This window comes from Pseudomonas sp. MH9.3, assembly GCF_034354675.1.
In the GTDB taxonomy this organism is placed as follows: Bacteria; Pseudomonadota; Gammaproteobacteria; order Pseudomonadales; family Pseudomonadaceae; genus Aquipseudomonas.
Genome location: NZ_CP133785.1, coordinates 3,245,750 through 3,270,031, shown reverse-complemented (window position 1 = coordinate 3,270,031; position 24,282 = coordinate 3,245,750). Strand labels below are relative to the sequence as shown.

23 protein-coding genes and 1 riboswitch are annotated in these 24,282 nt (G+C 61.8%); of the genes, 9 read left to right on the top strand and 14 right to left on the bottom strand.

The features are described from left to right. Positions 1 to 29: 29 nt before the first annotated feature. Positions 30 to 647 (top strand): PAQR family membrane homeostasis protein TrhA, encoded by a 618-nt coding sequence (trhA, locus tag RHM60_RS14420; RefSeq protein ID WP_209985871.1) that lies wholly within the window; start codon positions 30 to 32, stop codon positions 645 to 647. Positions 648 to 681: 34 nt separating this feature from the next. Here trhA and RHM60_RS14415 read toward each other — a convergent pair whose 3' ends face one another. Beyond that, positions 682 to 1,584 (bottom strand): LysR family transcriptional regulator, encoded by a 903-nt coding sequence (locus tag RHM60_RS14415; protein WP_231423479.1) that lies wholly within the window; start codon positions 1,582 to 1,584, stop codon positions 682 to 684. 108 nt (positions 1,585 to 1,692) lie between these two features. On the opposite strand from RHM60_RS14415, the gene RHM60_RS14410 reads away from it, so the two are divergent. The 3 genes from RHM60_RS14410 to RHM60_RS14400 are packed head-to-tail and all read left to right on the top strand — an operon-like array spanning position 1,693 to position 4,221. Then, positions 1,693 to 2,934, top strand: a complete 1,242-nt coding sequence (locus RHM60_RS14410; protein WP_231423481.1) for a D-amino acid dehydrogenase — start codon at positions 1,693 to 1,695, stop codon at positions 2,932 to 2,934. Between the two features lie 9 nt (positions 2,935 to 2,943). Then, positions 2,944 to 3,294, top strand: a complete 351-nt coding sequence (locus RHM60_RS14405) for a RidA family protein (RefSeq protein WP_231423483.1) — start codon at positions 2,944 to 2,946, stop codon at positions 3,292 to 3,294. A gap of 24 nt (positions 3,295 to 3,318) precedes the next feature. Further along, positions 3,319 to 4,221: a transporter substrate-binding domain-containing protein gene (locus RHM60_RS14400; protein WP_209985860.1), complete on the top strand. Its 903-nt coding sequence runs from the start codon at positions 3,319 to 3,321 to the stop codon at positions 4,219 to 4,221. Positions 4,222 to 4,270: 49 nt separating this feature from the next. On the opposite strand, the gene RHM60_RS14395 is transcribed toward RHM60_RS14400, so the two are convergent. Together RHM60_RS14395 and RHM60_RS14390 are read right to left on the bottom strand one after the other, a co-directional pair. Then, positions 4,271 to 4,990: a 16S rRNA (uracil(1498)-N(3))-methyltransferase gene (locus RHM60_RS14395; RefSeq protein WP_231423486.1), complete on the bottom strand. Its 720-nt coding sequence runs from the start codon at positions 4,988 to 4,990 to the stop codon at positions 4,271 to 4,273. A 30-nt stretch (positions 4,991 to 5,020) separates the two neighbouring features. Further along, on the bottom strand, positions 5,021 to 6,427 hold the full coding sequence (locus tag RHM60_RS14390) for an adenosylmethionine--8-amino-7-oxononanoate transaminase (protein WP_209985854.1): 1,407 nt from the start codon (positions 6,425 to 6,427) through the stop codon (positions 5,021 to 5,023). Positions 6,428 to 6,700: 273 nt separating this feature from the next. On the opposite strand from RHM60_RS14390, the gene RHM60_RS14385 reads away from it, so the two are divergent. Further along, positions 6,701 to 7,252: a cytochrome b gene (locus RHM60_RS14385; RefSeq protein WP_209985849.1), complete on the top strand. Its 552-nt coding sequence runs from the start codon at positions 6,701 to 6,703 to the stop codon at positions 7,250 to 7,252. Positions 7,253 to 7,284: 32 nt separating this feature from the next. Further along, positions 7,285 to 7,863, top strand: a complete 579-nt coding sequence (locus RHM60_RS14380) for a YceI family protein (RefSeq protein WP_322212109.1) — start codon at positions 7,285 to 7,287, stop codon at positions 7,861 to 7,863. A gap of 126 nt (positions 7,864 to 7,989) precedes the next feature. Here RHM60_RS14380 and RHM60_RS14375 read toward each other — a convergent pair whose 3' ends face one another. The 5 genes from RHM60_RS14375 to ahcY form a co-directional block, all read right to left on the bottom strand. Further along, on the bottom strand, positions 7,990 to 9,882 hold the full coding sequence (locus tag RHM60_RS14375) for a DEAD/DEAH box helicase (protein WP_322212108.1): 1,893 nt from the start codon (positions 9,880 to 9,882) through the stop codon (positions 7,990 to 7,992). Positions 9,883 to 10,104: 222 nt separating this feature from the next. Next, entirely contained in the window at positions 10,105 to 10,896 is a 792-nt protein-coding gene (locus RHM60_RS14370; protein WP_322212107.1) for a transporter substrate-binding domain-containing protein, read from the bottom strand. Positions 10,897 to 10,959: 63 nt separating this feature from the next. Further along, positions 10,960 to 12,039 carry a hypothetical protein gene (locus RHM60_RS14365; RefSeq protein ID WP_231423489.1) on the bottom strand — a complete coding sequence of 360 codons (1,080 nt, stop codon included), beginning with the start codon at positions 12,037 to 12,039 and terminating at the stop codon, positions 10,960 to 10,962. Between the two features lie 78 nt (positions 12,040 to 12,117). Next, positions 12,118 to 12,963, bottom strand: a complete 846-nt coding sequence (gene metF, locus RHM60_RS14360) for a methylenetetrahydrofolate reductase [NAD(P)H] (RefSeq protein ID WP_209985829.1) — start codon at positions 12,961 to 12,963, stop codon at positions 12,118 to 12,120. Between the two features lie 171 nt (positions 12,964 to 13,134). Further along, entirely contained in the window at positions 13,135 to 14,544 is a 1,410-nt protein-coding gene (ahcY, locus tag RHM60_RS14355) for an adenosylhomocysteinase (RefSeq protein ID WP_231423490.1), read from the bottom strand. A 21-nt stretch (positions 14,545 to 14,565) separates the two neighbouring features. After that, positions 14,566 to 14,671: riboswitch (S-adenosyl-L-homocysteine riboswitch) on the bottom strand. Positions 14,672 to 14,869: 198 nt separating this feature from the next. Here ahcY and RHM60_RS14350 point away from each other — a divergent pair. Both RHM60_RS14350 and RHM60_RS14345 read left to right on the top strand, forming a co-directional pair. Then, the gene (locus RHM60_RS14350) at positions 14,870 to 15,274 is read left to right on the top strand and encodes an acyl-CoA thioesterase (protein WP_034128915.1); all 405 of its coding nucleotides are present in this window, start codon (positions 14,870 to 14,872) and stop codon (positions 15,272 to 15,274) included. Between the two features lie 75 nt (positions 15,275 to 15,349). After that, positions 15,350 to 16,237 carry a formate/nitrite transporter family protein gene (locus RHM60_RS14345; protein WP_209985822.1) on the top strand — a complete coding sequence of 296 codons (888 nt, stop codon included), beginning with the start codon at positions 15,350 to 15,352 and terminating at the stop codon, positions 16,235 to 16,237. Here RHM60_RS14345 and RHM60_RS14340 read toward each other — a convergent pair. Next, positions 16,231 to 17,490: a sodium:proton antiporter gene (locus RHM60_RS14340; RefSeq protein ID WP_322212105.1), complete on the bottom strand. Its 1,260-nt coding sequence runs from the start codon at positions 17,488 to 17,490 to the stop codon at positions 16,231 to 16,233. The genes RHM60_RS14345 and RHM60_RS14340 overlap by 7 nt on opposite strands. Before the next feature lie 194 nt (positions 17,491 to 17,684). On the opposite strand from RHM60_RS14340, the gene RHM60_RS14335 reads away from it, so the two are divergent. Beyond that, on the top strand, positions 17,685 to 18,071 hold the full coding sequence (locus RHM60_RS14335) for an MAPEG family protein (RefSeq protein ID WP_057006563.1): 387 nt from the start codon (positions 17,685 to 17,687) through the stop codon (positions 18,069 to 18,071). Positions 18,072 to 18,331: 260 nt separating this feature from the next. Here RHM60_RS14335 and RHM60_RS14330 read toward each other — a convergent pair whose 3' ends face one another. The 5 genes from RHM60_RS14330 to metK all read right to left on the bottom strand — a co-directional run bounded on the left by RHM60_RS14330 (position 18,332) and on the right by metK (position 24,282). Further along, positions 18,332 to 19,528, bottom strand: coding sequence for a murein transglycosylase A (locus RHM60_RS14330; RefSeq protein ID WP_322212104.1), 1,197 nt, complete (start codon positions 19,526 to 19,528; stop codon positions 18,332 to 18,334). Positions 19,529 to 19,570: 42 nt separating this feature from the next. Next, positions 19,571 to 19,966 carry a DUF1090 domain-containing protein gene (locus RHM60_RS14325; RefSeq protein ID WP_209985816.1) on the bottom strand — a complete coding sequence of 132 codons (396 nt, stop codon included), beginning with the start codon at positions 19,964 to 19,966 and terminating at the stop codon, positions 19,571 to 19,573. A gap of 40 nt (positions 19,967 to 20,006) precedes the next feature. Next, a complete protein-coding gene (gene ligB / locus RHM60_RS14320; protein ID WP_322212103.1) occupies positions 20,007 to 21,671 on the bottom strand; it encodes an NAD-dependent DNA ligase LigB in 1,665 nt (554 codons plus the stop codon). An 83-nt stretch (positions 21,672 to 21,754) separates the two neighbouring features. After that, a protein-coding gene (locus tag RHM60_RS14315) for an IS3 family transposase (RefSeq protein WP_322212102.1) occupies positions 21,755 to 22,977 on the bottom strand; the annotation gives its coding sequence in 2 pieces (ribosomal slippage) (positions 21,755 to 22,626 and positions 22,626 to 22,977; 1,224 coding nt in all). 114 nt (positions 22,978 to 23,091) lie between these two features. After that, positions 23,092 to 24,282: a methionine adenosyltransferase gene (gene metK, locus RHM60_RS14310; protein ID WP_122542141.1), complete on the bottom strand. Its 1,191-nt coding sequence runs from the start codon at positions 24,280 to 24,282 to the stop codon at positions 23,092 to 23,094.

Below are 24,282 nucleotides of genomic sequence, written 5' to 3'. Positions count from 1 at the left end.
TCTTTTGGCTGACGGGAGGTTTACGACAGATGTACCACGGAGAACGATTCAACGCCTGGAGCCATTTGCTTGGTGCGGTCGCGGCGTGTATTGGCGCTGTGTGGATGTTGGTGGTGGCGAGCCTGGACGGCAGCCCCTGGAAGATCGTCAGCGTGGCGATTTATGGCTTTACGTTGATGGTGCTGTACAGCGCCTCGGCGGTGTACCACAGCGTGCAGGGCCGGCGAAAAGAGATCATGCAAAAGGTTGATCACTTTTCGATCTATTTATTGATCGCCGGCAGCTACACGCCGTTTTGCCTGGTAACGCTGCGCGGGCCGTGGGGCTGGACGCTGTTCGGGATTGTGTGGGGGCTGGCGGTGATCGGCATCCTGCAGGAGATCAAGCCGCGCTCCGAAGCACGGATCCTGTCGATTGTGATCTATGCCGTGATGGGCTGGATCGTGCTGGTGGCGGTCAAGCCGCTGCTCGCCGCGCTGGGCACGGCGGGGTTTGCATGGCTGGCGTCGGGCGGGCTGCTGTACACCGTGGGCATTATCTTTTTTGCCCTGGAGGACCGGCTGCGGCATTCCCATGGGATCTGGCACCTGTTCGTGATCGGCGGGAGCCTGCTGCATTTCGTGGCGATCATGCATTACGTGCTCTGATCCATAGACGGCAGGAGCAAGCGCGCTTCTGCCGTTATAGCGTCGCCAACTGTTTTTGTGCCCATTGGCTGGCGATGCTCAGCAACTTCGCCAGCATATGCGGCGGCGGCTCGTCGGCCCGGGTCAGGGCGTAAAGGGTGATCGGCAGCGGCGGGGTGAGTGTGCGGATGCAGGTGGTGGCGGTGGATGCGCCAAGCGCGGTAAAGGGGTCGATAACGGTCAGGCCGGCACCGGACTCGACCATGGCGCGGGCCAGGGAGTAAGTCTGCACCGATATCGTCACGCGCGGCGGCGGGTCGACATTTTCCAGGTAACTGTCGAGCTTGGTCGCCAGTGGGTCGGCGCTGGAAAGGCCGATCAGCGCAGCGCCCGCCAGGTCGGCCAGGGGCAATGGCTGGTTCAGCTCGGCGTCGGGCCAATAACCCTTGGACGCCAGCGCCACCAGCACGCCGTTGGCGAGTACCTGGGTGGTAAGCCCCGGATGGCCGGAAAAATTCAGCGTCAGCGCCAGGTCAATCTCGCGCATCAACAGCTTCTGCACCAGTTCGCGGCTGTGGTCGCTGGACAGCTCGCAGGCGATGTCCGGGTAGTCGCGTCTCCATTCCAACACTGCCGGCGGCAACAACGACAACGCCAGTGCCGGGATCGCGCCGATACGCACGCTGTGTCCCGGCGCGCGGCGCAAACTCTTGGCCAGGCGCCGCACGCCTTGCAGGCTCGCGGTGACTTTCTCGACTTCGCTTTCCAGCGCCAGCGCCTCCGGTGTGGGTTGCAATTTGCCGCGAACCCGCAGGAACAGCGGAAAACCCAACTGCAACTCGGCGTGCTGCAAGACTTTGGTCACCGCCGGTTGCGAGACGTGCAGCAACTGTGCGGCGGCGCTGACGGAGCCGGTCTGGCGGATGGCCTGGAAGATTTCGATATGACGCAAGCGCATGGCAAGTCCATAACCTTTGTTTATAGGTGGACCATCTTTATTCATTGTCGTCAGCCTGTCACCTGCCCCTAGGCTTGAGCGCTCTTAATCAACGGCTGGGGGGGCGGTATGGCCAGGCAGGTTTGCATCATCGGAGGTGGGGTCATTGGCTTGGCGAGCGCGTATGCGCTGGTGCGTGCCGGCCATGAAGTGACCGTGATCGATGCACGCGACAGCCTGGGCAGCGAAACCAGCTTCGCCAATGGCGGGCAGTTGTCCTACCGCTATGTCGCACCCCTGGCTGATGCCGGGGTGCCGCTGCAGGCGATTGGCTGGTTATTGCGTGGTGACTCACCCCTGAAGCTGCGCCCCCGGCTTGATCCACAGCAATGGCGCTGGATGGCGGCTTTTATCGGCGCCTGCCGGGGCTCGGTGAACACGCGCAACGCCGCCCACTTGCTGCGCCTGGCGACCTTGAGCCAAGGCACCTTGCAGCAATGGCGCGAGGAGGATCGCCTGGGCGATTTCGACTGGCGGCGCAACGGCAAGCTGGTGACCTTTCGCAGCGCCGCGACCTTCGCGCATGCACGCAGCAGGGTCACGGATGGCCTGCAGCAGCAGGTGCTGTCCGCTACCGATTGCACGCGCCTGGAACCGGCGCTCGCGGGTGATGATTTTGTCGGCGGGATCTATACGCCCGACGAGGAAGTCGCGGATTGTCATGCCTTTTGCCAGCAATTGGCGGCGCGGCTTGAGGCATCGGGGCGTTGCACGTTTTTGTTGGGCCGCAGGGTCACCGGCATTCGTCACACCCACGGGGCGGTGCACACCCTCGAGTTGGGTGATGAGGTGATGCCGACCGAGCATGTGGTGCTGGCGGCAGGGCATCGCAGCGCTGAGTTGGGCTTGCCGGGGTTATCACTGCCGTTGTATCCGCTCAAGGGCTACAGCCTGAGCGTGCCGATTGGCGCGCAGCACCAGGCGCCGAATGTGAGCATCACCGACTATGAGCGCAAGATCGTCTACGCGCGCATCGGTGAGCAACTGCGCATAGCTGCCATGGTGGATATCGTCGGCTTTGATGCCAGCCTTGAGCCCAAACGGCTGGCCTTGATGAAACGCCAGGCTCTGGAGACGTTTCCGCTGGCCGGCGACTACGCCCACGCGGTCGAATGGGCCGGCATGCGTCCAGCTACCCCGACCGGCGTGCCGCTGATTGGTGCCAGTGTTTATCGCAATTTGTGGCTGAACCTTGGTCACGGCGCCCTCGGTTTTACCTTGGCCAGCGGCAGCGCCCAACTGTTGGCTGAACTGATCAACCAACAGGTTCCTTCCATTGACATGCAGGGCCTGACGCCCCGCGCCGCTTGAGGATGCCCCATGACCATCAACCGAATCAGCAGCAACGAGCGTCTCAGTGGCGCAGTCACTTTCAAGGACCTGGTGTGCCTCTCAGGCCAGGTGCCGGGGGAAGGGCAGGACGTGATGACGCAAACCCGCGAAGTGCTGGCCAAAATCGATGCGCTGTTGGCCGAGGCGGGCAGCGATAAGGATCACCTGCTGAACGCGACGATTTACCTGAAAGACATTGGCAGCGGTTTTGCGCCGATGAACGAGGTGTGGTCCGCATGGCTGTCGCCGGGGCTGGCGCCTACACGCACTACCCTGCAAGCGGAGCTGGCGCGGCCGACTGTGCTGGTGGAAATCAGCGTGATTGCCGTACGTAAATAACTCAAAGACCAACGGAGCATAACAATGAAAAGAATCCTGTTGACCGGCTGCACCCTGGGGCTTTTGTTTGGCGCGCAGGCCTATGCGACTCAAACCCCTTTGGACGGCACGCTAAGCAAGATCGCCAATGCCCGATCCATCACCCTGGGTTATCGCGATGCGTCGGTACCGTTTTCCTATGTGGGGGATAACAGCGGCAAGCCCATGGGCTATTCGGTAGACCTGGCAAGCAAGATCGTCGAGCGTATCCAGCAGAAAATCGGCGGGGCCGACCTTAAGGTGAAATACAACCTGGTGACCTCGCAAACACGTATTCCGCTGGTGCAGAACGGCACTGTCGACCTGGAGTGCGGCTCCACGGGGGTGACCGCCGACCGGCAGAAACAGGTGGCGTTTTCCTACGGGTTTATCTACGTGAAAGGCCAGTTGCTGACGGCCAAAGACAGCGGAATCAAGGGGTTTTCTGACCTCGCTGGCAAGAACGTGGTCACCACCGCCGGCACCACCAACGAGCGCTTTCTCAAGAGTTACAACGCCGAGCACGAGGCCAATATGTTTGTCATCAGCGCCAAGGACCACGGCGAAGCGTTCAAGATGCTCGAGACAGGCCGCGCCGTGGCGTTCTATATGGACGATGCGTTGCTCTACGGCGAGCGTGCCAAGGCCAGGGACCCGCATAACTGGGTGGTGGTGGGCGAGGAGCAGTCGCGAGAGATCTACAGCTGCATGGTGCGCAAGGACGACCCGCAGTTTCTCGCGGTGGTCAACGAGGCGCTCGGCGACCTGTACCGCAGTGGCGAGATCAACGGGATATACCAGCGCTGGTTCGAACAGCCGATCCCGCCGAAGGGCCTGAATCTGGAATTCCCGATGACCCGCGAGTTGAAGGCGATTATTGCCAAACCGGTAAGTGACCCGGTGGAGTGATAACCCAATTCAAATGTGGGAGCGGGCTTGATTGAGTTTGCAAGGCAGGTTAGAAGTCGCCCCATAATTGCTGGGCAACGGCCAGCGCCACCACCGGTGCCGTTTCGGTGCGCAATACCCGCGGGCCGAGGCGGGCGGCGTGGAAGCCGGCGCCTTGCGCGGTTTCGACTTCTCCATCCGTCAGCCCACCCTCAGGTCCGATCAGGAAGGCCAGGCTCGCAGGCCTCGCATGGCTGACCATCGGCTCGGCCACCGGGTGCAGCACCAGCTTCAACTCGGCCTCTGTCTGCTTCAGCCAATCGGCCAGCAACAACGGCGGATGAATCACCGGCACCGTCGAACGCCCGCATTGCTCACACGCGCTGATCGCCACCTGCCGCCAGTGCAGCAGGCGTTTGTCGGCGCGTTCGTCTTTAAGCCGCACTTCGCAGCGCTCGCTGAAAATCGGCGTGATGGCGTTGACGCCCAGCTCGGTGGCTTTCTGGATTGCCCAGTCCATCCGCTCGCCACGCGAGAGACCCTGGCCGAGGTGGATATGCAGGGGCGATTCAGCCTGGCCAGCGAAGTTTTCGGTGAGTTGCACAGTGACGCGCTTTTTACCCACTTCCAGCAGGCTGCCCAGGAACTCCTGGCCGGAGCCGTCGAACAATTGCACGGCGTCGCCTTCGCCCATGCGCAACACACGGCTGATGTAGTGCGCCTGGGCTTCGGGCAGTTCATGCTCGCCAAGGCTCAGCGGCGCGTCGGTGAAAAAGCGGGACAGTCTCATTTCTGTTCTCTGGAAAAGGTGTGAAGGCAATCAACCCGGATCGCGGAAGCCCGGGTGAAAATCGGTTGGCACCGCCACGCTGACTTTGCTGTTGGTCGCGATGTCGATGCCTTCGCTGGCCACTTCGGCCAGGAAGTCGATCTGCTCCGGTGTAATCACATACGGTGGCAGGAAATACACCACGCTGCCCAGCGGCCGCAACAGCGCGCCGCGCTCCAGGGCGTGCTCGAAGACCTTGAGGCCACGGCGTTCCTGCCACGGGTAGGCGGTTTTGGTGGCTTTGTCCTGGACCATTTCGATGGCCAATACCATGCCGGTCTGGCGCACTTCCGAGACGTGGGGGTGGTCCACCAGGTGCGCGGTGGCCGTGGCCATCCGCTGGGCCAGGGCCTTGTTGTTTTCGATGACGTTGTCTTCTTCGAAAATATCCAGGGTTGCCAGGGCCGCAGCGCAGGCCAGCGGGTTGCCGGTGTAGCTGTGGGAATGCAGGAAGGCGCGCAGGGTCGGGTAGTCGTCGTAGAAGGCGTCGTAGACATCATCCGTGGTGACCACCGCCGCCAACGGCAGGTAGCCGCCGGTGAGGGCCTTGGACAGGCACAGGAAGTCCGGACGGATGCCGGCCTGCTCACAGGCGAACATGCTGCCGGTGCGGCCAAAGCCCACGGCGATTTCATCGTGGATCAGGTGCACGCCGTAGCGATCGCACGCTTCGCGCAGCAGCTTGAGGTAGACCGGGTGGTACATGCGCATGCCGCCGGCGCCCTGGATCAGCGGTTCGACGATCACGGCGGCGACGGTGTCGTGGTGCTCGGCCAGGGTCTGTTCCATGGCCAGGAACATCGTGCGCGAGTGTTCTTCCCAGCTCACGCCCTCGGGGCGCAGGTAGCAGTCCGGGCTCGGCACTTTGAGGGTGTCGAGCAGCAGCGCCTTGTAGGTTTCGGTAAACAGCGGCACGTCGCCCACCGACATCGCCGCAATGGTTTCGCCGTGGTAGCTGTTGGTGAGGGTGACGAAGCGCTTTTTATTCGGCAGGCCGCGGTTGAGCCAGTAGTGAAAGCTCATCTTCAAGGCGACTTCGATGCATGACGAACCGTTGTCGGCGTAGAAGCAGCGGGTCAGGCCCTCGGGCGTCATCGCCACCAGGCGCTCGGACAGCTCGATCACCGGCTGGTGGCTGAAGCCGGCGAGGATCACGTGTTCCAGCTGATCGACCTGGTCCTTGATGCGCTGGTTGATGCGCGGGTTGGCGTGACCGAACACGTTGACCCACCATGAACTGACGGCGTCGAGGTAGCGCTTGCCTTCGAAGTCTTCCAGCCACACGCCTTCGCCGCGCTTGATCGGGATCAACGGCAGTTGCTGGTGGTCTTTCATCTGGGTGCAGGGATGCCACAGCACCGCGAGGTCGCGCTGCATCCACTGGTTATTCAGGCCCATCGGTGATCTCCTCGAAGCGGTCCTGCGCCGGGCGCAGGCGAAACAGTCGCGCAAGCCTATGCAATGAGCGGCTGTGTCACAACCCATTACGGATGAATTGGCAGTAAACGCAGGACGGTGTGTCACGTTTATTCGGGATAGTCCTTAATCCGATGTTAATTTACTGTTCATACCCTCCAGATCGCATTTTTCGATATTTCAAAGCAAAATTTTCGGCTTTAATTCGATAGATAAATCGCTAGTCTTGGGCACAGCACTTACGGGATTAAGTACATGCAGTTACGCAATTCTCCGGCCCGTTACGGTTGGGTCAGCATGGTTCTGCACTGGGGCGTGGCCCTGGTGGTGTTCAGTCTGTTCGCGCTGGGACTGTGGATGGTCGGCCTGGACTATTACAGTGCGTGGCGCAAAGAGGCGCCGGACCTGCACAAGAGCATTGGCATCACGCTGTTCGCCATCATGCTGCTGCGCGTGGTGTGGCGCCTGCTCAGCCCGCCGCCGCCGGCGCTGGCCAGCTACAGCCGTATGACCCGTATCGGTGCCGCCTTCGGCCACGCATTTTTATACGTGGGCCTGTTTGCGGTGATGATTGCCGGTTACCTGATTTCCACCGCAGACGGTGTCGGTATCCCGGTGTTTGGCCTGTTTGAAATTCCTGCGCTGGTTTCCGGTCTACCGGACCAGGCAGACACCGCCGGCTGGGTGCACCTGTACCTGGCCTGGGTGTTGGTGGTCTTCGCCGGCTTGCATGGCGTGGCTGCGTTGAAACACCACTTTATCGATCGTGATGTGACCCTGCTGCGAATGCTGGGGCGCAAAGCCTGATGTTCAACCTCGACTCACAAGGAATAGAAAGCATGTTGAAAAAGACCCTCGCTGCTCTGGCAATCGGTACTGCGCTGTTGTCCGCAGGCCAGGTAATGGCCGCTGACTACAAGATCGACAAGGAAGGCCAGCACGCCTTCATCGACTGGAAAATCAGCCACCTGGGCTACAGCTACATCCACGGTACCTTCAAGGACTGGGATGGCTCCTTCAGCTGGGATGCCGCCAAGCCTGAAGCCAGCAAAATCGCCGTCGACGTGAAGACCGCGAGCCTGTGGTCCAACCACGCCGAGCGTGACAAGCACATCTCCAGCAAGGACTTCCTGGACGTCGCCAAGTTTGCCGATGCCAAGTTCGTGTCCACTGCCGTCAAACCCACCGGCGAGAAAACCGCTGACGTGACCGGCGACCTGACCTTCCACGGCGTGACCAAGCCCGTGGTATTCAAGGCCACCTTCAACGGTGAAGGCAAGGATCCATGGGGCGGTGAACGCGCCGGCTTCAACGCCACCACGACGCTTAACCTGACCGACTTCGGCATCAAGGGCCCAGGCCCGACGTCGCAGACTGTCGACCTGGACATCTCGCTGGAAGGCGTGAAGCAGAAGTAATTTTCTCGTCTGAATGCGTTCAGTGTGGGAGGGGGCAAGCCCCCTGCCACATTTTTGATCTGTATCACAGGCAAAAAAATGCCCCGTCTCCAAAGAGCCGGGGCATTTTTTATGGCTTTTTGAAACTTAGCGGTTGCGGGTCAGCAGCGCTGGTTTTTCACCACGAGGACGGCCTGGCAGTTGATCCAACTGCTCGGGTGTCGGAAAGCGGTCGGCTTTGGACTCCTTGTGGATAATCTTCGGCGCCGGGCCGCTGCGCGGGTTCTGCACGGCTGGCTCGGAGGAGCGTTGTGGCTCGTCACGGGCCGGGCGGCGGTTGTTGCTGCGCGAGTCTTCGCGGCGCGCCTGGCCGTCACGCGGTGCGCCGTTGCGCGGGCCGCTGCGTTTGGCCGGCGGAGTGCCGGTGGTGCCGCCGCTGCTGTTGCGCGGGCCGTTCTGGCGAGCGCCCTGCGGCTGACCGCCACGGGGAGCAGAGGCGCCAGCGCCGGCGCCTTGTGCCGGCGCACCCGGACGACGGCCACGGCCCTGGGCCGGTTTGGCCTGGGGCACGTAGTCGACGCGGTTACCGAAGTTGTCCACGTCATCGTCCAGGAACTCGTCCGGGGCGCGGTCCGACGCGGCGCGTGGCGGCTGGCTCGGCTGACGCTGTTCGCGTGCCGGCGTGCCTTCACGAGGCTTCTGCTCACGGGCCGGGCGTTCGCCACGGGCATTGGCAGGCGCTTTGTCCTTGCCGCCCTTGTCCTTGCCCTTGTCGCGACGACCACCGCCGCCGCCGCCACCGTTCGGGCCATCGCCCTTCGGACCGCGTGGGTTGCGTGGATTACGCACGTCCGGACGCTCGCGCACTTCTGGTTTTTCGGCCTCTACGGCGCTCGAGTCGAAGCCCATCAGGTCGCCGTCGGCGATTTTCTGCTTGGTCATGCGCTCGATGCTTTTCAGCAGTTTTTCTTCGTCCGGTGCAACCAGCGAGATGGCCTCGCCCGAACGACCGGCGCGGCCGGTACGGCCGATACGGTGCACATAGTCTTCGTCGACGTTTGGCAGCTCGAAGTTGACCACGTGCGGCAACTGGTCGATGTCCAGGCCGCGCGCGGCGATATCGGTGGCCACCAGGATGCGCACTTCACCGGCCTTGAAGTCGGCCAGGGCTTTGGTGCGCGCGTTCTGGCTCTTGTTGCCGTGGATGGCGACGGCGGTGAGGCCGTGCTTGTCCAGGTACTCGGCCAGGCGGTTGGCGCCATGCTTGGTGCGGGTGAACACCAGCACCTGTTCCCACGCGCCGTGGGTGATCAGGTGCGCCAGCAGCGAGCGCTTGTGGCTGGCGGCCAAGCGGAAGACGCGTTGCTCGATACGCTCGACCGTGGTGTTGGGCGGCGTGACTTCGATGCGTTCCGGGTTGTGCAGCAGCTTGCCGGCCAGGGCGGTGATGTCGTTGGAGAACGTCGCCGAGAACAGCAGGTTCTGACGTTTGGCCGGCAGGCGGGCGAGGACCTTTTTCACGTCATGGACAAAGCCCATGTCGAGCATGCGGTCGGCTTCGTCCAGCACGAGGATTTCCACGTGGGACAGGTCGACGCTGCCTTGGCCGCACAGGTCGAGCAAGCGACCCGGGCAGGCAACCAGCACGTCAACGCCACGGGACATGGCCTGAACCTGCGGGTTCATGCCGACGCCGCCGAAGATGCAGGCGCTGACGAACTTCAGGTCGCGGGCATACAGCTTGAAGCTGTCGTGCACCTGGGCGGCGAGTTCGCGGGTGGGGGTCAGGACCAGTACGCGCGGTTGGCGCGGGGCGTGACGCTGGGATTTGTCCGGGTGACCGTTGGGGAACAACCGCTCCAGAATCGGGAGGGCGAAACCGCCGGTTTTACCAGTACCTGTCTGCGCCGCAACCATCAGGTCGCGACCTTGCAACACGGCGGGAATGGCCCGCTGTTGCACCGGAGTAGGCTCGGTATAGCCCGCTGCCTCGATGGCGCGGACTAAAGCCTCGGAGAGACCGAGGGAAGCAAAGGACATGAGTAATCCTGTTTTAGTTAGGGCTTGGCCCAAAGGGATAATCTTGCCGGGCGTGAATGGCGCTTAGGGGAGCGTAATCCCGTCCGGTCCTGCTGCGTCTGGCGGGCACTCCACCGGCTCGCGCGGGCTGCAAAGCTGCGCTGTAGCGGGGTTGGGTGCCTTTTTCAAGACCTCAGCGGCCGGGCGTAAGCCTGGCGGGAAGGCCGGAGTATAACAGAGCAATCACTTTACGCCGCTTTCCTGCTGCTCAACGGTGCCTTGCGCTGCCGAAATAGCCTGAACTCCGGCATATTTGGCGCTCAGGGCGGCGTAGGCGGGCTCCTGCTTGAAGCGTTTGAGCTCGGCGGCAAAGCGCTGTACCAGCAGGTCCATGCCCGCGCCACGGCGCACGGCGAGAAACTGTGGCTGGCGGTTGACCACCAGCGGTGCCTGGCTGACCTTGTCCTGCAACGCAAGATTCTTGATCAGGTGTTGTCCTACGCGGCGGTCGGTGATTGCCAGGTCGATGCGCCCGAGCAGCAGTTTGCCGAAGTTGGCTTCATGGCTTGCGGCGGGCTCGCGGTTGAACTGCGGGGCGTCGTTGAAGCTGTCCGCGTAGAGATAACCCGGCGACGTACCCACCGTCAGCCCGGCGAGATCATTCAGGGAGTTGGCCGGGTGCGGGCGGTCGTTGGCATAGAACAACACGAACTCCACGGTCGACAGCGGTTCGCTGGGGTAGAGCAGTTGGGCGTCGCGCGTATGATTGCGAAAAATATCCAGCACGCCGTCGGCGTGGCCCTGCTCGAGCATCGCCAGGCAGCGCTTCCACGGCAGGAATTGCCACTGCACTTCCACGCCCAGGCGCTCGAACACAATCACCGTGGTTTCGTAGTCGAGCCCGCGCATGGTGCCCTTGTCGTCGTACACATAGGGCGCCCAGGGCTCGGTGACAATGCGCAGTGTCTCGCCGTAAGCGGCCAGGCTCAGGCAAGTAAGAAGGGCAGCGCTCAACAGCTTGAAAAGGACAGGCATGGCCTGAGGTTACGATGCTCCAGCGCTAAAGAAAAGCGCTGGCACGGGCATTTGCGGCGAGGGCTATTTGCCGGGTGTCGTCATCAGGTGTTGATAGATTGCCGAACGCCGCTCGCCCAGAATCAGGCGCACCACAGGGTTGGCGAACCAGTGTTCAAGCTGGTGGGCATCAATCGGGCGTTTCTGGCGCTCTTCCTGATTCTGCCGCGCCTTGTCCCACCAAACCGGGCCACACGCCTGGTCGAATTCATTCTCGTGTTCGTAGCAACCGTAGAGAATTTCGCGGATGAACTGTTGCTGATGCTTGGGCAGCACCAGCGTGATCAACTTGTACATCAGGCGTTGCAGGCGTGGCGGGCGTGGCAGGTGGGCGGACACCTGGCGCGTGTCGGCCAGCGCCTGGGCACTGGTGGGCGCCGCTGCGTGCTTGGCAATCCACGCCTTGACCTTGGCCCGGAACAGTTGTTTGCGGCTCCAGTAATGGTGGATGAGGTCGGGGCACTCGCGCACATTCACGGTGCGGTAGGCGGCAATCGACAGGCAAAACTCTTCCAGGGTGTAGGCGCCCTGGGCGTGGGGGAACAGCTCGTCCATCAGTTCAATCGAGCGATCCAGCACCGCCGCGTCCTGCCGGGTCAGGCCCATGACCCCGGAGTTGAGGGTCATCATGTCATCGTCCGCCACGCCCATCTCCAGCAGGCGCTGGTGCAGTGCGGTGTAGAGAATGCTTTCGTGGTTGTCGCCGTATCGGGTGTAGAAGGCGTTGCACAGCAGGGTGCCGGGCTGCACGCGTTCGAACAGGGCCAGGGGCGAATGGTGGAAGAAGGTGTCGGTGTCGATCAGCATCGCCACCGGCGACTCTTCGAGCACCTGGCGCAATACCACGTGCTTGGTGCGAAAGTGGTAGCCGTGAGGCTCGCTCCAGCGTTTGCGCGTGGCGTCGTCCAGCGCACGCACGCGCACCGGCAGCAGGCGATAGGGCTCGGGGTTGTCGCTGAATACCTGGATATCCACGGCGTCCGGGGTGGCCTGCAGAAACGCCAGCGCGCTGGCGATGCTGAAGACGGCTTCCTGGTGGTAGGTCTCGGAGCCGAAGACCAGGTACACCAGTTGCGGGCGGGAAGACGGGGACGCTGTATTCATGGACGACGGGGTTCCGTGGGCAGGTAAAACGTCAAAGGCCCTCGTAAAGACGAGGGCCTTGGCACGGTCGGGCAACCTTCAGCGCGGCAGCTTGAGGTTGTTCCAGATGGCCAGGCTGGGCTCGGTCTGGTTCAGGGTATAGAAGTGCAACCCTGGCGCGCCACCTTGCAACAACTGTTCACACATCTGGGTGATGACCTGCTCGCCGAACGCCTGGATGCTCTTGACGTCGTCGCCGTAGGCTTCCAGTTGCTTGCGCACCCAGCGTGGGATCTCGGCCCCGCAGGCGTCGGAAAAACGCGCCAGCTTGCTGTAGTTGGTGATCGGCATGATGCCCGGGACGATCGGGATGTTCACGCCCATGGCTTGAACACGCTCGACAAAGTAGAAGTAGCTGTCGGCGTTGAAGAAGTACTGGGTGATCGCGCTGTCGGCGCCGGCGTTGGCCTTGCGCACGAAATTCTGCAGATCGTCTTCGAAGTTGCGTGCCTGGGGATGCATTTCCGGGTAAGCCGCCACTTCGATGTGGAAGTGATCGCCGCTTTCCTCGCGAATGAAGCTCACCAGCTCATTGGCGTAGCGCAGCTCGCCGCTGGCCATGCCCATGCCGGACGGCAGGTCGCCACGCAAGGCGACGATGCGCTTGATGCCGGCGGCTTTGTATTGGGTCAGCAGGCTGCGCAGGTCGGCCTTGCTGTCGCCCACGCACGACAAGTGCGGTGCGGCGGGAACCTTGATTTCACTTTCCAGCTGCAACACGGTGTTGATCGTGCGATCGCGGGTCGAACCGCCGGCGCCGTAGGTGCAGGAGAAGAAGTCGGGGTTGAAGCTGGCCAACTGCTTGGCAGTCGCCATCAATTTTTCATGCCCAGCATCGGTCTTCGTCGGGAAGAACTCGAAGCTGTAGCGACGGTCTTGGGACATGGGGGAGGGCTCCAGCTGCAAGTTGCAAGCTTCAAGTTGCAAGAGGGGCGGTGCGCCTGTTCTTGTCGCTTGAAGCTCACCGCTCATGGCTGCTTAAAGAGTAAGGAAGTAGCAAGCCCTCGCCGCAAGCGCCTTTACTTGCCGCTTGTAGCTAAAAGCTTGCTGCTGCTGTCAGTACCGGTAAGCGTGCGGCTTGAACGGGCCTTCAACCGTCACGCCGATGTAGTCGGCCTGGGTTTTGGTCAGTTGGGTCACCACGCCGCCGAAGCCGCGGACCATTTCCAGGGCCACTTCTTCGTCGAGTTTCTTCGGCAGTACTTCCACGGTCAGACGCTCGGCTTTCTGGGCGGGCGACAGGTCGGCGTATTTCTGTTCGAACAGGAAAATCTGCGCCAGTACCTGGTTGGCGAACGAGCCATCCATGATGCGGCTTGGGTGGCCAGTGGCGTTACCCAGGTTTACCAGACGGCCTTCGGCCAGCAGGATCAGATAGTCGTCGTTCTGCGGATCAAAGGTGCCAGCGCCGGTGCGGTGAACCTTGTGCACCTGCGGCTTCACTTCTTCCCATGCCCAGTTCTTGCGCATGAAAGCGGTGTCGATCTCGTTGTCGAAGTGACCGATGTTGCACACCACGGCGCGCTTTTTCAGGGCCTTGAGCATGTTGGCATCGCAGACGTTGACGTTACCGGTGGTGGTCACGATCAGGTCGATCTTGCCCAGCAGGGCCTTGTCGATGCTGGCTTCGGTGCCGTCATTGACGCCATCGATGAACGGCGAAACCACTTCGAAACCGTCCATGCAGGCTTGCATGGCGCAGATTGGGTCGACTTCGGAAACCTTGACGATCATGCCTTCCTGACGCAGGGACTGGGACGAACCCTTGCCCACGTCACCGTAGCCGATCACCAGGGCCTGCTTGCCCGACAGCAGGTGGTCGGTGCCGCGCTTGATGGCATCGTTGAGGCTGTGACGGCAGCCGTACTTGTTATCGTTCTTGCTCTTGGTCACCGAGTCATTGACGTTGATGGCCGGGATTTTCAGCTCGCCCTTGGCCAGCATGTCCAGCAGGCGATGCACGCCGGTAGTGGTTTCTTCGGTCACGCCGTGGACGCGGTCGAGGATGGCCGGGTACTTCTTGTGCAACAGCTCGGTCAGGTCGCCGCCGTCGTCGAGGATCATGTTGGCATCCCATGGCGCGCCATCCTTGAGGATGGTCTGCTCCAGGCACCACTCGTACTCTTCTTCGGTCTCGCCTTTCCAGGCAAATACCGGGATGCCGGCGGCGGCGATGGCAGCGGCGGCCTGGTCCTGAGTCGAGAAAATGTTGCAGGATGACCAACGCACTTCGGCACCGAGGGCAACCAGGGTTTCGATCAGCACGGCGGTCTGGATGGTCATGTGGATGCAGCCGAGAATCTTCGCGCCCTTGAGCGGCTGCTCAGCGGCGTACTTGCGACGCAGGCCCATCAGGGCAGGCATTTCGGATTCGGCGATAAAGGTTTCGCGACGGCCCCAGGCGGCGAGGGACATGTCGGCGACTTTGTAGTCGTTGAATTCTGCAGGCGTGATTACAGCGCTCATAGAGAGCCTCCATTCGTAGTGTGCGAATGGGCGCCGTTGTGCGTTTAGTATCCAGCCGTGAAACCAGGCCGGGCAACGCCCCATCCGAGCCTGACAGGGTGAACCTGCTGCAGCGCCCCTCGGACAGGTGGCGGGAGAACGGTATCAAGGTGAGATGACCGTTTTGAATCGGTGGGGATTATAGCGGTGTACGTGGCACTTCCCAAGCCTTTCCGTCGGCGGCATGCAGATCGCTCATGGGCGCGATAGGCATTGGTGCATAGAGCTTGGGCGCGGGCTCTGCCATGATGCTGCCCATCATTTGGCCAGACGCTTTGGAGTGACCATGAACTTCCACACCCGCAAATGGGTTAAACCCGAAGACCTCAACCCCAACGGCACCCTGTTCGGCGGCAGCCTGTTGCGCTGGATCGACGAAGAAGCGGCAATCTACGCGATTGTCCAACTGGGCAACCAGCGCGTCGTCACCAAATATATCTCCGAAATCAACTTCGTCAGCGCCTCGCGCCAGGGCGACATCATCGAGCTGGGCATCACCGCCACCGAGTTCGGCCGCACCTCCATCACGCTCACCTGTGAGGTGCGCAACAAGATCACCCGCAAGAGCATCCTGACCGTCGAGAAAATGGTCTTCGTGAACCTCGGTGAGGACGGTTTGCCCGCGCCCCATGGGCGTACCGAGATCAAGTACGTGAAGGACCAGTTCCAGGAAGACGGCCTCAGCGAATAATACTGCCGGGGCCAGTGAACGCTATTGATTGGCCATAGGTCGTACCTGAACATCGCCCCCCGTTCAGGTATCACCATGGCCACGCAAGCAGACGGCAAGACTCCCAACCTGTCGCAGGAAGAGCAGCAGGACGTAGACGAGAACCAGCCGCCCCGCGCGGCGGTACTGCACGAAATCATCCGCACCCAGGGCGATCAGGAACTGGAGCGCAATGTCGCCGCACTCTGGTGGTCGGCACTGGCTGCCGGGTTGACCATGGGGCTGTCGCTGATGGCCATGGGGTTGCTCAACTCACGGCTGCCGGACGGTGAGGCCTTTAAGGTCATCGCCAGCTTCGGTTATTGCGCAGGCTTCCTGGCGGTGATCCTCGCGCGCCAGCAACTCTTTACCGAAAACACCCTGACGGCCGTGCTGCCAGTGATGAGCAAGCCGACGCTGGCCAATGTCGGTCGGCTGTTGCGCCTGTGGTCGGTGGTGCTGGTGGGCAACCTGTGCGGCACCTTGCTGGTGGCCTACGTGATGTTGCACCTGCCGATCTTCGACGCCAAGACCGACATGGCCTTCCTCGAGATTGGCCGCAAGATCATGGAAAACGACGCCGGCCAGATGTTTGCCAAGGGCATCGTCTCGGGCTGGATGATCGCCACCATGGTGTGGATGATCCCGTCGATGGAAAGCGCCAAGATGTGGATCATCATCCTCATCACCTACCTGATGGCGCTGGGTGACTTCACCCACATCGTCGTCGGCTCGGCGGAGGTGTCCTACCTGGTGTTCGCCGGTGAGCTGTCGTGGCACGACTTCTGGCTGGTGTTCGCCGGGCCGACGCTGGCCGGCAATATCATCGGCGGCAGTTTTATCTTTGCCTTGATCAGCCATGCGCAGATCCGCAGCGAAGGCAGCCTGCCCGGCAAACAGGCTGCGGACCCCAGGCATCCGCAGCAGGTCAAGAAGGATCAGTGAGCGTCGGGCGTGGCCTCGGGTTCGCCCCGGGTCACGCGCTTGACCAGTTTGCCGATGCTCAAACCCTGCAACAGGATCGACGACAGCACTACGATATAGGTGATGCTCAGCAGCAGGTCGCGCTCCGGGCCCAACGGCAACGCCAGGGCCAATGCCACCGAAACGCCGCCGCGCAGACCGCCCCAGGTGAGGATGCGAATGGTGCCGCGTGGCACCGTGCGCCAGCGCCGCAGCAGCAGAATTGCCGGCGCCACGGTGAGCAGGCGCGAGAGCAGGATGGCCACCGCCAGCAAACTGGCCGCAAATACGTGCAGCCAGTTGAACGGCAACAGCAGCAGTTCCATACCGATCAGCGCAAACAGCAGTGCGTTGAGCATGTCGTCGAGCAATTCCCAGAAGCCGTCCAGGTAGCGCCGGGTCATGTCGTTCATGGCCAGTTTGCGCCCCAGGTTGCCGATGATCAGGCCGGCCACCACCATCGCAATCGGCGCGCTGACGTGCAATTCGGACGCCATCGCCGAGCCACCGATCACCAGCGCCAGGGTCAGCATCACTTCGATCTGGTGCTGCTCGATGCTCTTGATCATCAGGTACACGAGGTAGCCGATCAGCCCGCCGAACACCACGCCGCCAATCGCCTCATGGGCGAACAGCATCGCGGTGGCGCCGACTGTTGGGGTTTCTCCCAACTGCGCGATGCCCAGCAGCACGGTAAACACCACCACCGCCGTGCCGTCGTTGAACAACGACTCGCCGACGATGGTGGTCTTCAGCGGTTTCGAGGCGTTGGCGGTACGCAGAACGCCCAACACCGCAATCGGGTCGGTGGGCGAAATCAACGCGCCGAAGAGCAGGCAGTACAGGAAGCTGACGTGCCAGCCGAACAGGGCAAAAATGTAATACGCCAGACTGCCGATCACCACGGTGGCGATCAGCACACCGAAAGTCGCCAGCAGGCCGATGGGCCAGCGGTAGCTGCGCAGGTCGTTGAGGTTGACGTGCAGGGCACCGGCGAACAGCAGGAACGAGAGCATCCAGTTCATCAGCAGGTCGCCGAAGTCGATCTGGCCGATGAGCTGCTGGATGCGTTCCTCCAGGCCAGGAAAACCGAGAAAGCTCAGGCCTTGCAGAATCAGGGAAAACAGCATCGCAGTGACCATCACGCCGATGGTGGGCGGCAGGCCGATAAACCGGTAGTTCACATAGGTGAGCAGGGTGGTGAGGCAAATGAAGGCGGCGACAAGTTCAAGCATCCGGGGTCCTTGGAAGACAGGCAAAGTGATTGATGGGGCATGGACAGCAATATCAACATGATGTTGCAGGCCGTGGTGGCGAAAGCGCGATAGAACCTTTGTGTGTGCCATGGCACCTAAGCGGTTAGGTGCGATTGGGCGTTTTTAGTGCTAGAACTCTAATTGCTGCATAAAACGACAAAAGGAATTCAGTGATGACGGTAGCTTTCTGGTGTGTATTGATCGCAATTTTCCTGCCTTACCTGTGCACGGGGGTGGCCAAGTTCAGCGGCGGCAAGTTTGGCCCACGGCAGAACCACGACCCCCGCGCCTACCTGGAAACCCTCGATGGGTTTGCCAAGCGCGCCCACAGTGCGCAACTCAACAGCTTTGAAGTGACTCCGGCGTTCGCCGCGGCGGTGATCATCGCGCACCTGGCCGGCACGGCCGAACTGGTGACCATCAATGTGCTGGCGGTGCTGTTTATCACCAGTCGTCTGCTGTACATCATTTGCTACCTGGCGGACTGGGCGATGCTGCGTTCGCTGGTGTGGGTGGTGGGTATGGCGCTGATCGCGAGTTTCTTCTTCGTCTCGATCTGAAGCCTGATGCAAACCTGCCTGTGTTAGCGGGGCTGATCTGTGGCGAGCGGGCTTGCCCCGCGTTGGGGTGCGAAGCGCCCCCAATCGAGCAAAACGCGGTGTACCTGATACGGCTCAGCGCCTGGCTTTGGGGCTGCTGCGCAGCCCAACGCAGGACAAGCCTGCTCGCCACAGGGGAGCTGCGCTTAACTGAACGGCATTAGGGCTTGCCCCGACAGACCCGCTCTCCACAAGCCTCAGTTTGCTGGGCGATAGCGTTGTCAGGTCCCGGTCGGCGCATCCGGTACATGCGGCAACGCTACGCCTTTGGGCCAGAGCATCCAGATTTGTCCCTGCTGCTTCATGTTTCCTGCCAGTTCACCCGCCGCCTCGCCGGTGCCCCAGAACAGGTCCGCACGCACTTCGCCGGTGATCGCGCCACCGGTGTCCTGCGCGGCCACCGGTCGGGCGATGGGTGAGCCGTCCGGTTTGGTGGTCGACAGCCACAGCAGACTGCCCAGCGGGATGACCTTGCGGTCCACCGCCACGCTGTAGCCGGCGGTCAGGGGCACATTGAGCGAGCCGCGTGGGCCTTCGTTGCTGTCGGGGCGGGCGCTGAAGAAGACGTAGCTGGGATTGCTCGCCAGCAGTTCGGGTATGCGTTGCGGGTTGGCCTTGGCCCAGGCGCTGATGGCGCCCATGGTCACGTCTTCTTTTTTCAGCTCGCCCTGCTCCACCAGCCAACGGCCAATGGGGCGGTAGGGGTAGCCGTTCTGGTCACCATAGCCGACGCGCAGTTGGCGCCCATCGGCCAGTTGAATACGGCCGGAGCCCTGGATCTGCAGGAATTGCAGGTCCATGGGGTTGGTCAGCCAGGCAATCGGCTTGGCCGTGGAGCCCTGGCTGTTGACGGTGGCTGCATCGTCATAGGGCTTGAGCACGCGGCCTTCGAGGCGCCCACGCAGGCGTTTGCCCTTGAGTTCGGGGTAGATGCTCTCCAGATTGACGATGATCAGGTCGTCCGGCACGCCGTACACCGGCACGTGGGCGCTGGCGGTTTCGGTCAGGCTGCCGGGGTAGACCGGCTCGTAATAGCCGGTGATCAAGCCGTTCGCGCTGTCGTCCGCCGAGCGCAGGCCGAACACGTCCAGACGCTCCTTGAGAAAACCGCGTACTGCCACGGCATCGGTGGGCACGCTGGCCGCTGCGGCGCAGGTAGTGCCCCATACCGGGTCGGCCTTGAGGCGTTGGCAGGCGCTGCGCCAGGACTCGAACCCGGCCAGCAGGTCGCTGTCGGACACGGCCGGCAAGGCTTCCCACGGCGCGCCGACATACGTGGCGATGGCATGGGGCTTGGCAGGCTGCGGTTCAACGGCGACGTTGCCGGTGTCTTTGCCCATGTCGCAGCCGGCCAGCAGCGCGATCATCGGTAGGGCCCACGCCAGGCGGCGGCCCCAGGGTTTAACGGTGACATTCATGCATGCACTTCCTGAAAACAATTTTGCGATCACTGGCGGCCGTTATTGGTCGAGCTCTTCCACCGCGTCCTGCAACTCTTTGCGCGACTCGGCGAGCTTGTCCTTGCGCTTGTTGATCTTGTCGGCGTCACCCTTTTTCATCGCCTTGTCGAGGTCGGCCTGACGGCGGCTGACTTCGTGCTTGGCGTCGAGCACCTTGTTTTCACGCTCCTTTTTCAGGGATGCGTCGGTGCAGTTGGCGGTGACTTCACTCAAGGCTTTTTCCAGGCCCGCCTGTTGTGCGCCGTTACCCTGGGCCCTGGCCTGCTCGATCTGGGTGCTGATGGCCTGGCGCTTGGCGGCGCAGCCGGTGAGTGGGTCGGCTTCTTCAGCGGCCAGTAGCGGCATGGTCATGAAACTGGCGACGGTAAACAGCGCGAAAGGGGCTAGAAATTTCATGGGTTACTCCAGGGTCGCAATCGAAGGGGCCGGGCAGGGTTCAAAACCCGTCTATACCGGCCACGCGTAGTGTTTCGGCCAGGCTCAGCACGTACGGATCGCGAAAAAAAGCGCTCAGTTGCGCCGCGCGACCCGGGCCGATGCCATCGATGGCGAGCCAGGCCTGGTGGTCTCTGGCGACCAGCGTCTGCCAGTCGCCGTCCAGATTGTTGCGTGCCGCAGGCGGTACACCCAAGGCTTTGAGCCATTGTGCGAACGGCCGTTGCCGGGCGCTGCGCAGGCTGTCAATTACCCGCGCGCGGCTGCGATCACCGAAGCCGTCAATGTTAGCAAGCTCTGTCGCTTCCAGGGTCAACCAATCGAGCAGGCTTGCGATCAGGCCGGCCTCGATCAACAGGCTCCAGGTTTCGCGGCCCACATGGGGCAGTGCGAGCCCCTGGCTGCCACTCAGCCAGGTCAGGCGTGCGAGCAACTGCTCATCGCACCCCGGATCCAGTTGCCAGCAACTCAAGGCGTGATAGTGACGCGGGTCGGGTACGGCCAGGTCCTCCCTGTGGGTGCTGCGCAGGATGACCTGGTCCAGGTGCGGGATGATCTGCCCGGCCAGGGTGATCGACACCTGGTCGCCAGGGCGGATATCCATGGCCTGCCAGCGCCTCAGCGAGCCGGCACTCACCCGACTGATCTGCCGGTCGTCCAGCCGCACCGGCTCCAGTTCCAGTATGGGTGTGATGCGCCCGGTGCGACCGATCTTGAACTGGACGTCACGCACCAGCGCCAGGGCTTTGGCTGTCGGGTATTTCCAGGCGGCCGCCCAGTAGGGCGGGCTGGCTTTCCAGCGCTCGGCGGGTGCGCGCTGCGCCTGGTGCAGCACCACGCCGTCGCTGGCGAAGGGCAGGGGCTGGTTGTACCAATAGACGCGCCAGTATGCGGCGTCGGTGATGTTCCGGACGGGCTGGCTGTAGCGCCGGGTATCCCCGAAGCCCCACCGCTCAAGGCTGGCCAGGCGTTCGACGAAGGATGCCGGGCCTTCCGGCCAGGCCCAGACGAACAGGCCGATACCGGCGGCCTCGGCGTTGCTCAACTGGCGGCGGTTCATCAGGCCGGCCACCTTGCCGCGATTGTTGAGCCCGCCCTGCGCCGATTGCACGTGGTCGTCGAGACGCCAGTAGAGTTCGCCTTGCAGCAGCAGGTCGAGGGGCTCCGGCAGTTGCTGGACGACGCCGGGAATCCTGCGCGCAGACGCCGACCAGTCCTGGCCGAGCTGGCCATCGCCGCGGCTGATCACCTGCGTCAGGCGGCCTTTGCGGTACCGCAGCGTGACGGCGACGCCGTCGACTTTGGGCTGGACCCACACGTCATGCCGGTTGCCCAGCCAGGCGGCGACGGCCGATTCGTCGGCGAGCTTTTCCAGGCCGGTATGGGCGACCGGATGGCGCAACGTGCCCCGCGCGCTGGCCAATGGCTGGTCAGCCACCGCCGTGGTCCGGGGGAAACACTGGCGCCAGTTGGCCAAACGCTGGCGGGCCTGGTCATAGAGCTCATCGCTGACGGGCGACTGGCCGAGGCGGTGGTAGCTGTCGTCCCACAATCGGATCTGTTCGGCCAGGGTGCCAACCTGAGTTTGCGCTTGTGGGGGGCAGTCTTCGGCCCATGTTCGACAGGCCAGGGTACAAAGTAAGAGAACAATCACCAGACGCATCATGAGCATCCTTGCTCGAAAAGGGTCCTCAGCCTAAATGATTCCCGCGTGTCTAGTCCTGAAATAGGTTTACACCTGTTTCAGTCTCAAAACGCCTGATGCACCGCATCGGGCGTTTTGTATTTCAGGGATAAGTGCGGCCGCTCCCCGTTGTAGATCAGCACCGACTCATCCACCATTTTTACGGCATCCGCCAAATCTTTGGGCCGGTGCAGCAAAAACTCAGTTTTCAAAATCCCGTTTACCCGCTCTGCCATCGCGTTCTGATAGCAATCGTAGCCATCCGTCATTGAGCACTTGATCCCATGCTTGGCGTGCATTTGCTGGTACAGGTCGGAGCAGTATTGGGCCCCGCGATCCGAGTGATGGATCAGCGATTGCTTGGATTTTCGCTGGCTAACAGCTTTCTGCAATGCTTTGACCACCGACTCCGTATGCAGGCTGTCATGTACATGATGACCCACGATCTTGCGTGAGTACGCGTCTGTTATCAGGCTGACGTAAACGACACTTTCCCGCGTGGGCAGATAGGTAATATCTGCAACCCAAACCTGCTCGGGCCTGCCAGCGACAACTTGTTCCGGGCCTGCTTTGAGCAGGTTGGGATGGCGGCGGAACCGATGATGGCTATGCGTAGTTTTATGATAAGCACGCTTTCGAGGAACCAGCTCTCGCGCTTCGCGCAAGATGGAAAAAAGACGGTCTCGACCAACAATTACCTGCACTTCAGCCTCAGTGCTCATCAGATAATGCAGCTTGCGCGTGCCTAACCTCGGCTGGCGACGCCGCTTTTCCAGAACAAAGTCCACTACTTGCTGGTCTTGGTGAGCTCTCGCATCAACGGCTCGGTTACGTTTGTAATACGCTTGGCGCGAAATTCCCATGAACAGGCAAGCCCTGGTAATGCTCAGGTCTTGGATTTGCCCTTGCGAGAGGACTTGCCGGGTCGCTTTTTTACGATGGACACACCGTAATCATTTTTCAAGACGTTCACGACAGCTTCAAAGAACTGGGCCTTTTGATTGCTCAGCGCCAACTGTTCTTCAAGCTCTTTAATCCGCTGCTCGGGTGTCAGCGGGAGGTTGGGGTCGGTCATCGGCCTGCTCCGCGGCGCTCGGATTGAGGCGCCTTGGCTCCAGTCCTGTCGGCCATGCTTGCGTAGCCAAACCAGTACCGTGGACCGGCCCTGAATGCCAAAGCGCCGTTGAGCCTCTTTATAACTCAACTCGCCTTTTTCGACTTGGTCTACGACCGACAATTTAAAAGCTAGCGTGTAATCGCGTTGGCTGCGCCTTTTTCCCGTATCCATTGAGTCCTCCTGAAGAAAGGTCAGAAGGTGTAAACCTTATTCAGGACGGGACAGCGGGCACAAAAAAGCCCCGACAGGGCGGGGCTTTTTACCGGGTATTTCCGCTTGCCGAAGTTACAGGCCGGCGGCGGTGCGCAGGTCGTTGGCGCGGTCGGTTTTTTCCCAGGTGAAGGTAGTGAAGGTGTCGTCGCCGACGGTTTTCTGCGCAGGCGTACGACCGAAGTGCCCGTAGGCTGCGGTTTCCTGGTACATCGGGTGCAGCAGGTCGAGCATGGTGGTGATTGCGTACGGGCGCAGGTCAAAGATCTCACGCACCAGCTTGACGATCTTGTCGTCGCTGATCTTGCCGGTGCCGAAGGTATTCAGCGAGATCGACGTAGGCTGGGCCACGCCGATCGCGTAGGAAACCTGAATCTCGCAGCGCTCTGCCAGGCCGGCGGCCACGATGTTCTTGGCCACATAACGACCGGCGTAGGCCGCCGAACGGTCAACCTTGGACGGGTCTTTACCCGAGAACGCGCCGCCGCCGTGACGGGCCATGCCGCCGTAGCTGTCGACGATGATCTTGCGACCGGTGAGGCCGCAGTCACCCACCGGGCCACCGATGATGAACTGGCCGGTCGGGTTGATGTGGAACTGGGTGTCTTTGCTCAGCAACTCGGCCGGCAGCACGTGTTTGACGATCAGCTCCATCACGCCTTCGCGCAGGTCGGCGTAGGAAACGTCCGGATTGTGCTGGGTCGACAGTACAACGGCGTCGATACCCACGACTTTGCCGCCTTCGTAACGGCAGGTCACCTGGGACTTGGCGTCCGGACGCAGCCACGGCAGCAGGCCGGTTTTGCGGGCTTCGGCCTGACGCTGCACCAACTGGTGCGAGAAGGTGATCGGTGCCGGCATCAGCACGTCGGTTTCATTGCTGGCGTAGCCGAACATCAGGCCCTGGTCGCCGGCGCCCTGGTCTTCCGGCTTGGCGCGGTCCACACCCTGGTTGATGTCCGGGGACTGCTTGCCGATGATGTTCATCACGCCGCAGGTGGCGCCGTCGAAGCCGACGTCGGAGCTGTTGTAGCCAATGTCGGTGATCACGTCACGAACGATCTGCTCCAGGTCGACCCAGGCGGTAGTGGTCACTTCACCGGCGATGATCGCTACACCGGTTTTCACCAGCGTCTCGCACGCCACACGGGCGAATTTGTCTTCAGCAATGATGGCGTCCAGCACCGCATCGGAAATCTGGTCGGCGATTTTGTCCGGATGCCCTTCAGACACGGACTCGGAGGTGAAAAGGGAGTATTCGCTCAT

Excerpts from the sequence above, each read along its gene's own strand:
- RHM60_RS14400 (WP_209985860.1), top strand. The coding sequence starts at position 3,319 with ATGAAAAGAATCCTGTTGACCGGCTGCACCCTGGGGCTTTTGTTTGGC.
- RHM60_RS14335 (WP_057006563.1), top strand. The coding sequence starts at position 17,685 with ATGACGGTAGCTTTCTGGTGTGTATTGATCGCAATTTTCCTGCCTTAC.
- metF (WP_209985829.1), bottom strand. The coding sequence starts at position 12,963 with ATGTCCCAAGACCGTCGCTACAGCTTCGAGTTCTTCCCGACGAAGACC.
- RHM60_RS14410 (WP_231423481.1), top strand. The coding sequence starts at position 1,693 with ATGGCCAGGCAGGTTTGCATCATCGGAGGTGGGGTCATTGGCTTGGCG.
- RHM60_RS14415 (WP_231423479.1), bottom strand. The coding sequence starts at position 1,584 with ATGCGCTTGCGTCATATCGAAATCTTCCAGGCCATCCGCCAGACCGGC.
- RHM60_RS14405 (WP_231423483.1), top strand. The coding sequence starts at position 2,944 with ATGACCATCAACCGAATCAGCAGCAACGAGCGTCTCAGTGGCGCAGTC.
- RHM60_RS14350 (WP_034128915.1), top strand. The coding sequence starts at position 14,870 with ATGAACTTCCACACCCGCAAATGGGTTAAACCCGAAGACCTCAACCCC.
- RHM60_RS14385 (WP_209985849.1), top strand. The coding sequence starts at position 6,701 with ATGCAGTTACGCAATTCTCCGGCCCGTTACGGTTGGGTCAGCATGGTT.
- RHM60_RS14330 (WP_322212104.1), bottom strand. The coding sequence starts at position 19,528 with ATGAATGTCACCGTTAAACCCTGGGGCCGCCGCCTGGCGTGGGCCCTA.
- RHM60_RS14395 (WP_231423486.1), bottom strand. The coding sequence starts at position 4,990 with ATGAGACTGTCCCGCTTTTTCACCGACGCGCCGCTGAGCCTTGGCGAG.
- trhA (WP_209985871.1), top strand. The coding sequence starts at position 30 with ATGTACCACGGAGAACGATTCAACGCCTGGAGCCATTTGCTTGGTGCG.
- RHM60_RS14370 (WP_322212107.1), bottom strand. The coding sequence starts at position 10,896 with ATGCCTGTCCTTTTCAAGCTGTTGAGCGCTGCCCTTCTTACTTGCCTG.
- ligB (WP_322212103.1), bottom strand. The coding sequence starts at position 21,671 with ATGATGCGTCTGGTGATTGTTCTCTTACTTTGTACCCTGGCCTGTCGA.
- RHM60_RS14325 (WP_209985816.1), bottom strand. The coding sequence starts at position 19,966 with ATGAAATTTCTAGCCCCTTTCGCGCTGTTTACCGTCGCCAGTTTCATG.
- RHM60_RS14345 (WP_209985822.1), top strand. The coding sequence starts at position 15,350 with ATGGCCACGCAAGCAGACGGCAAGACTCCCAACCTGTCGCAGGAAGAG.
- RHM60_RS14365 (WP_231423489.1), bottom strand. The coding sequence starts at position 12,039 with ATGAATACAGCGTCCCCGTCTTCCCGCCCGCAACTGGTGTACCTGGTC.
- ahcY (WP_231423490.1), bottom strand. The coding sequence starts at position 14,544 with ATGAGCGCTGTAATCACGCCTGCAGAATTCAACGACTACAAAGTCGCC.
- RHM60_RS14375 (WP_322212108.1), bottom strand. The coding sequence starts at position 9,882 with ATGTCCTTTGCTTCCCTCGGTCTCTCCGAGGCTTTAGTCCGCGCCATC.
- RHM60_RS14380 (WP_322212109.1), top strand. The coding sequence starts at position 7,285 with ATGTTGAAAAAGACCCTCGCTGCTCTGGCAATCGGTACTGCGCTGTTG.
- RHM60_RS14390 (WP_209985854.1), bottom strand. The coding sequence starts at position 6,427 with ATGGGCCTGAATAACCAGTGGATGCAGCGCGACCTCGCGGTGCTGTGG.
- RHM60_RS14340 (WP_322212105.1), bottom strand. The coding sequence starts at position 17,490 with ATGCTTGAACTTGTCGCCGCCTTCATTTGCCTCACCACCCTGCTCACC.
- metK (WP_122542141.1), bottom strand. The coding sequence starts at position 24,282 with ATGAGCGAATACTCCCTTTTCACCTCCGAGTCCGTGTCTGAAGGGCAT.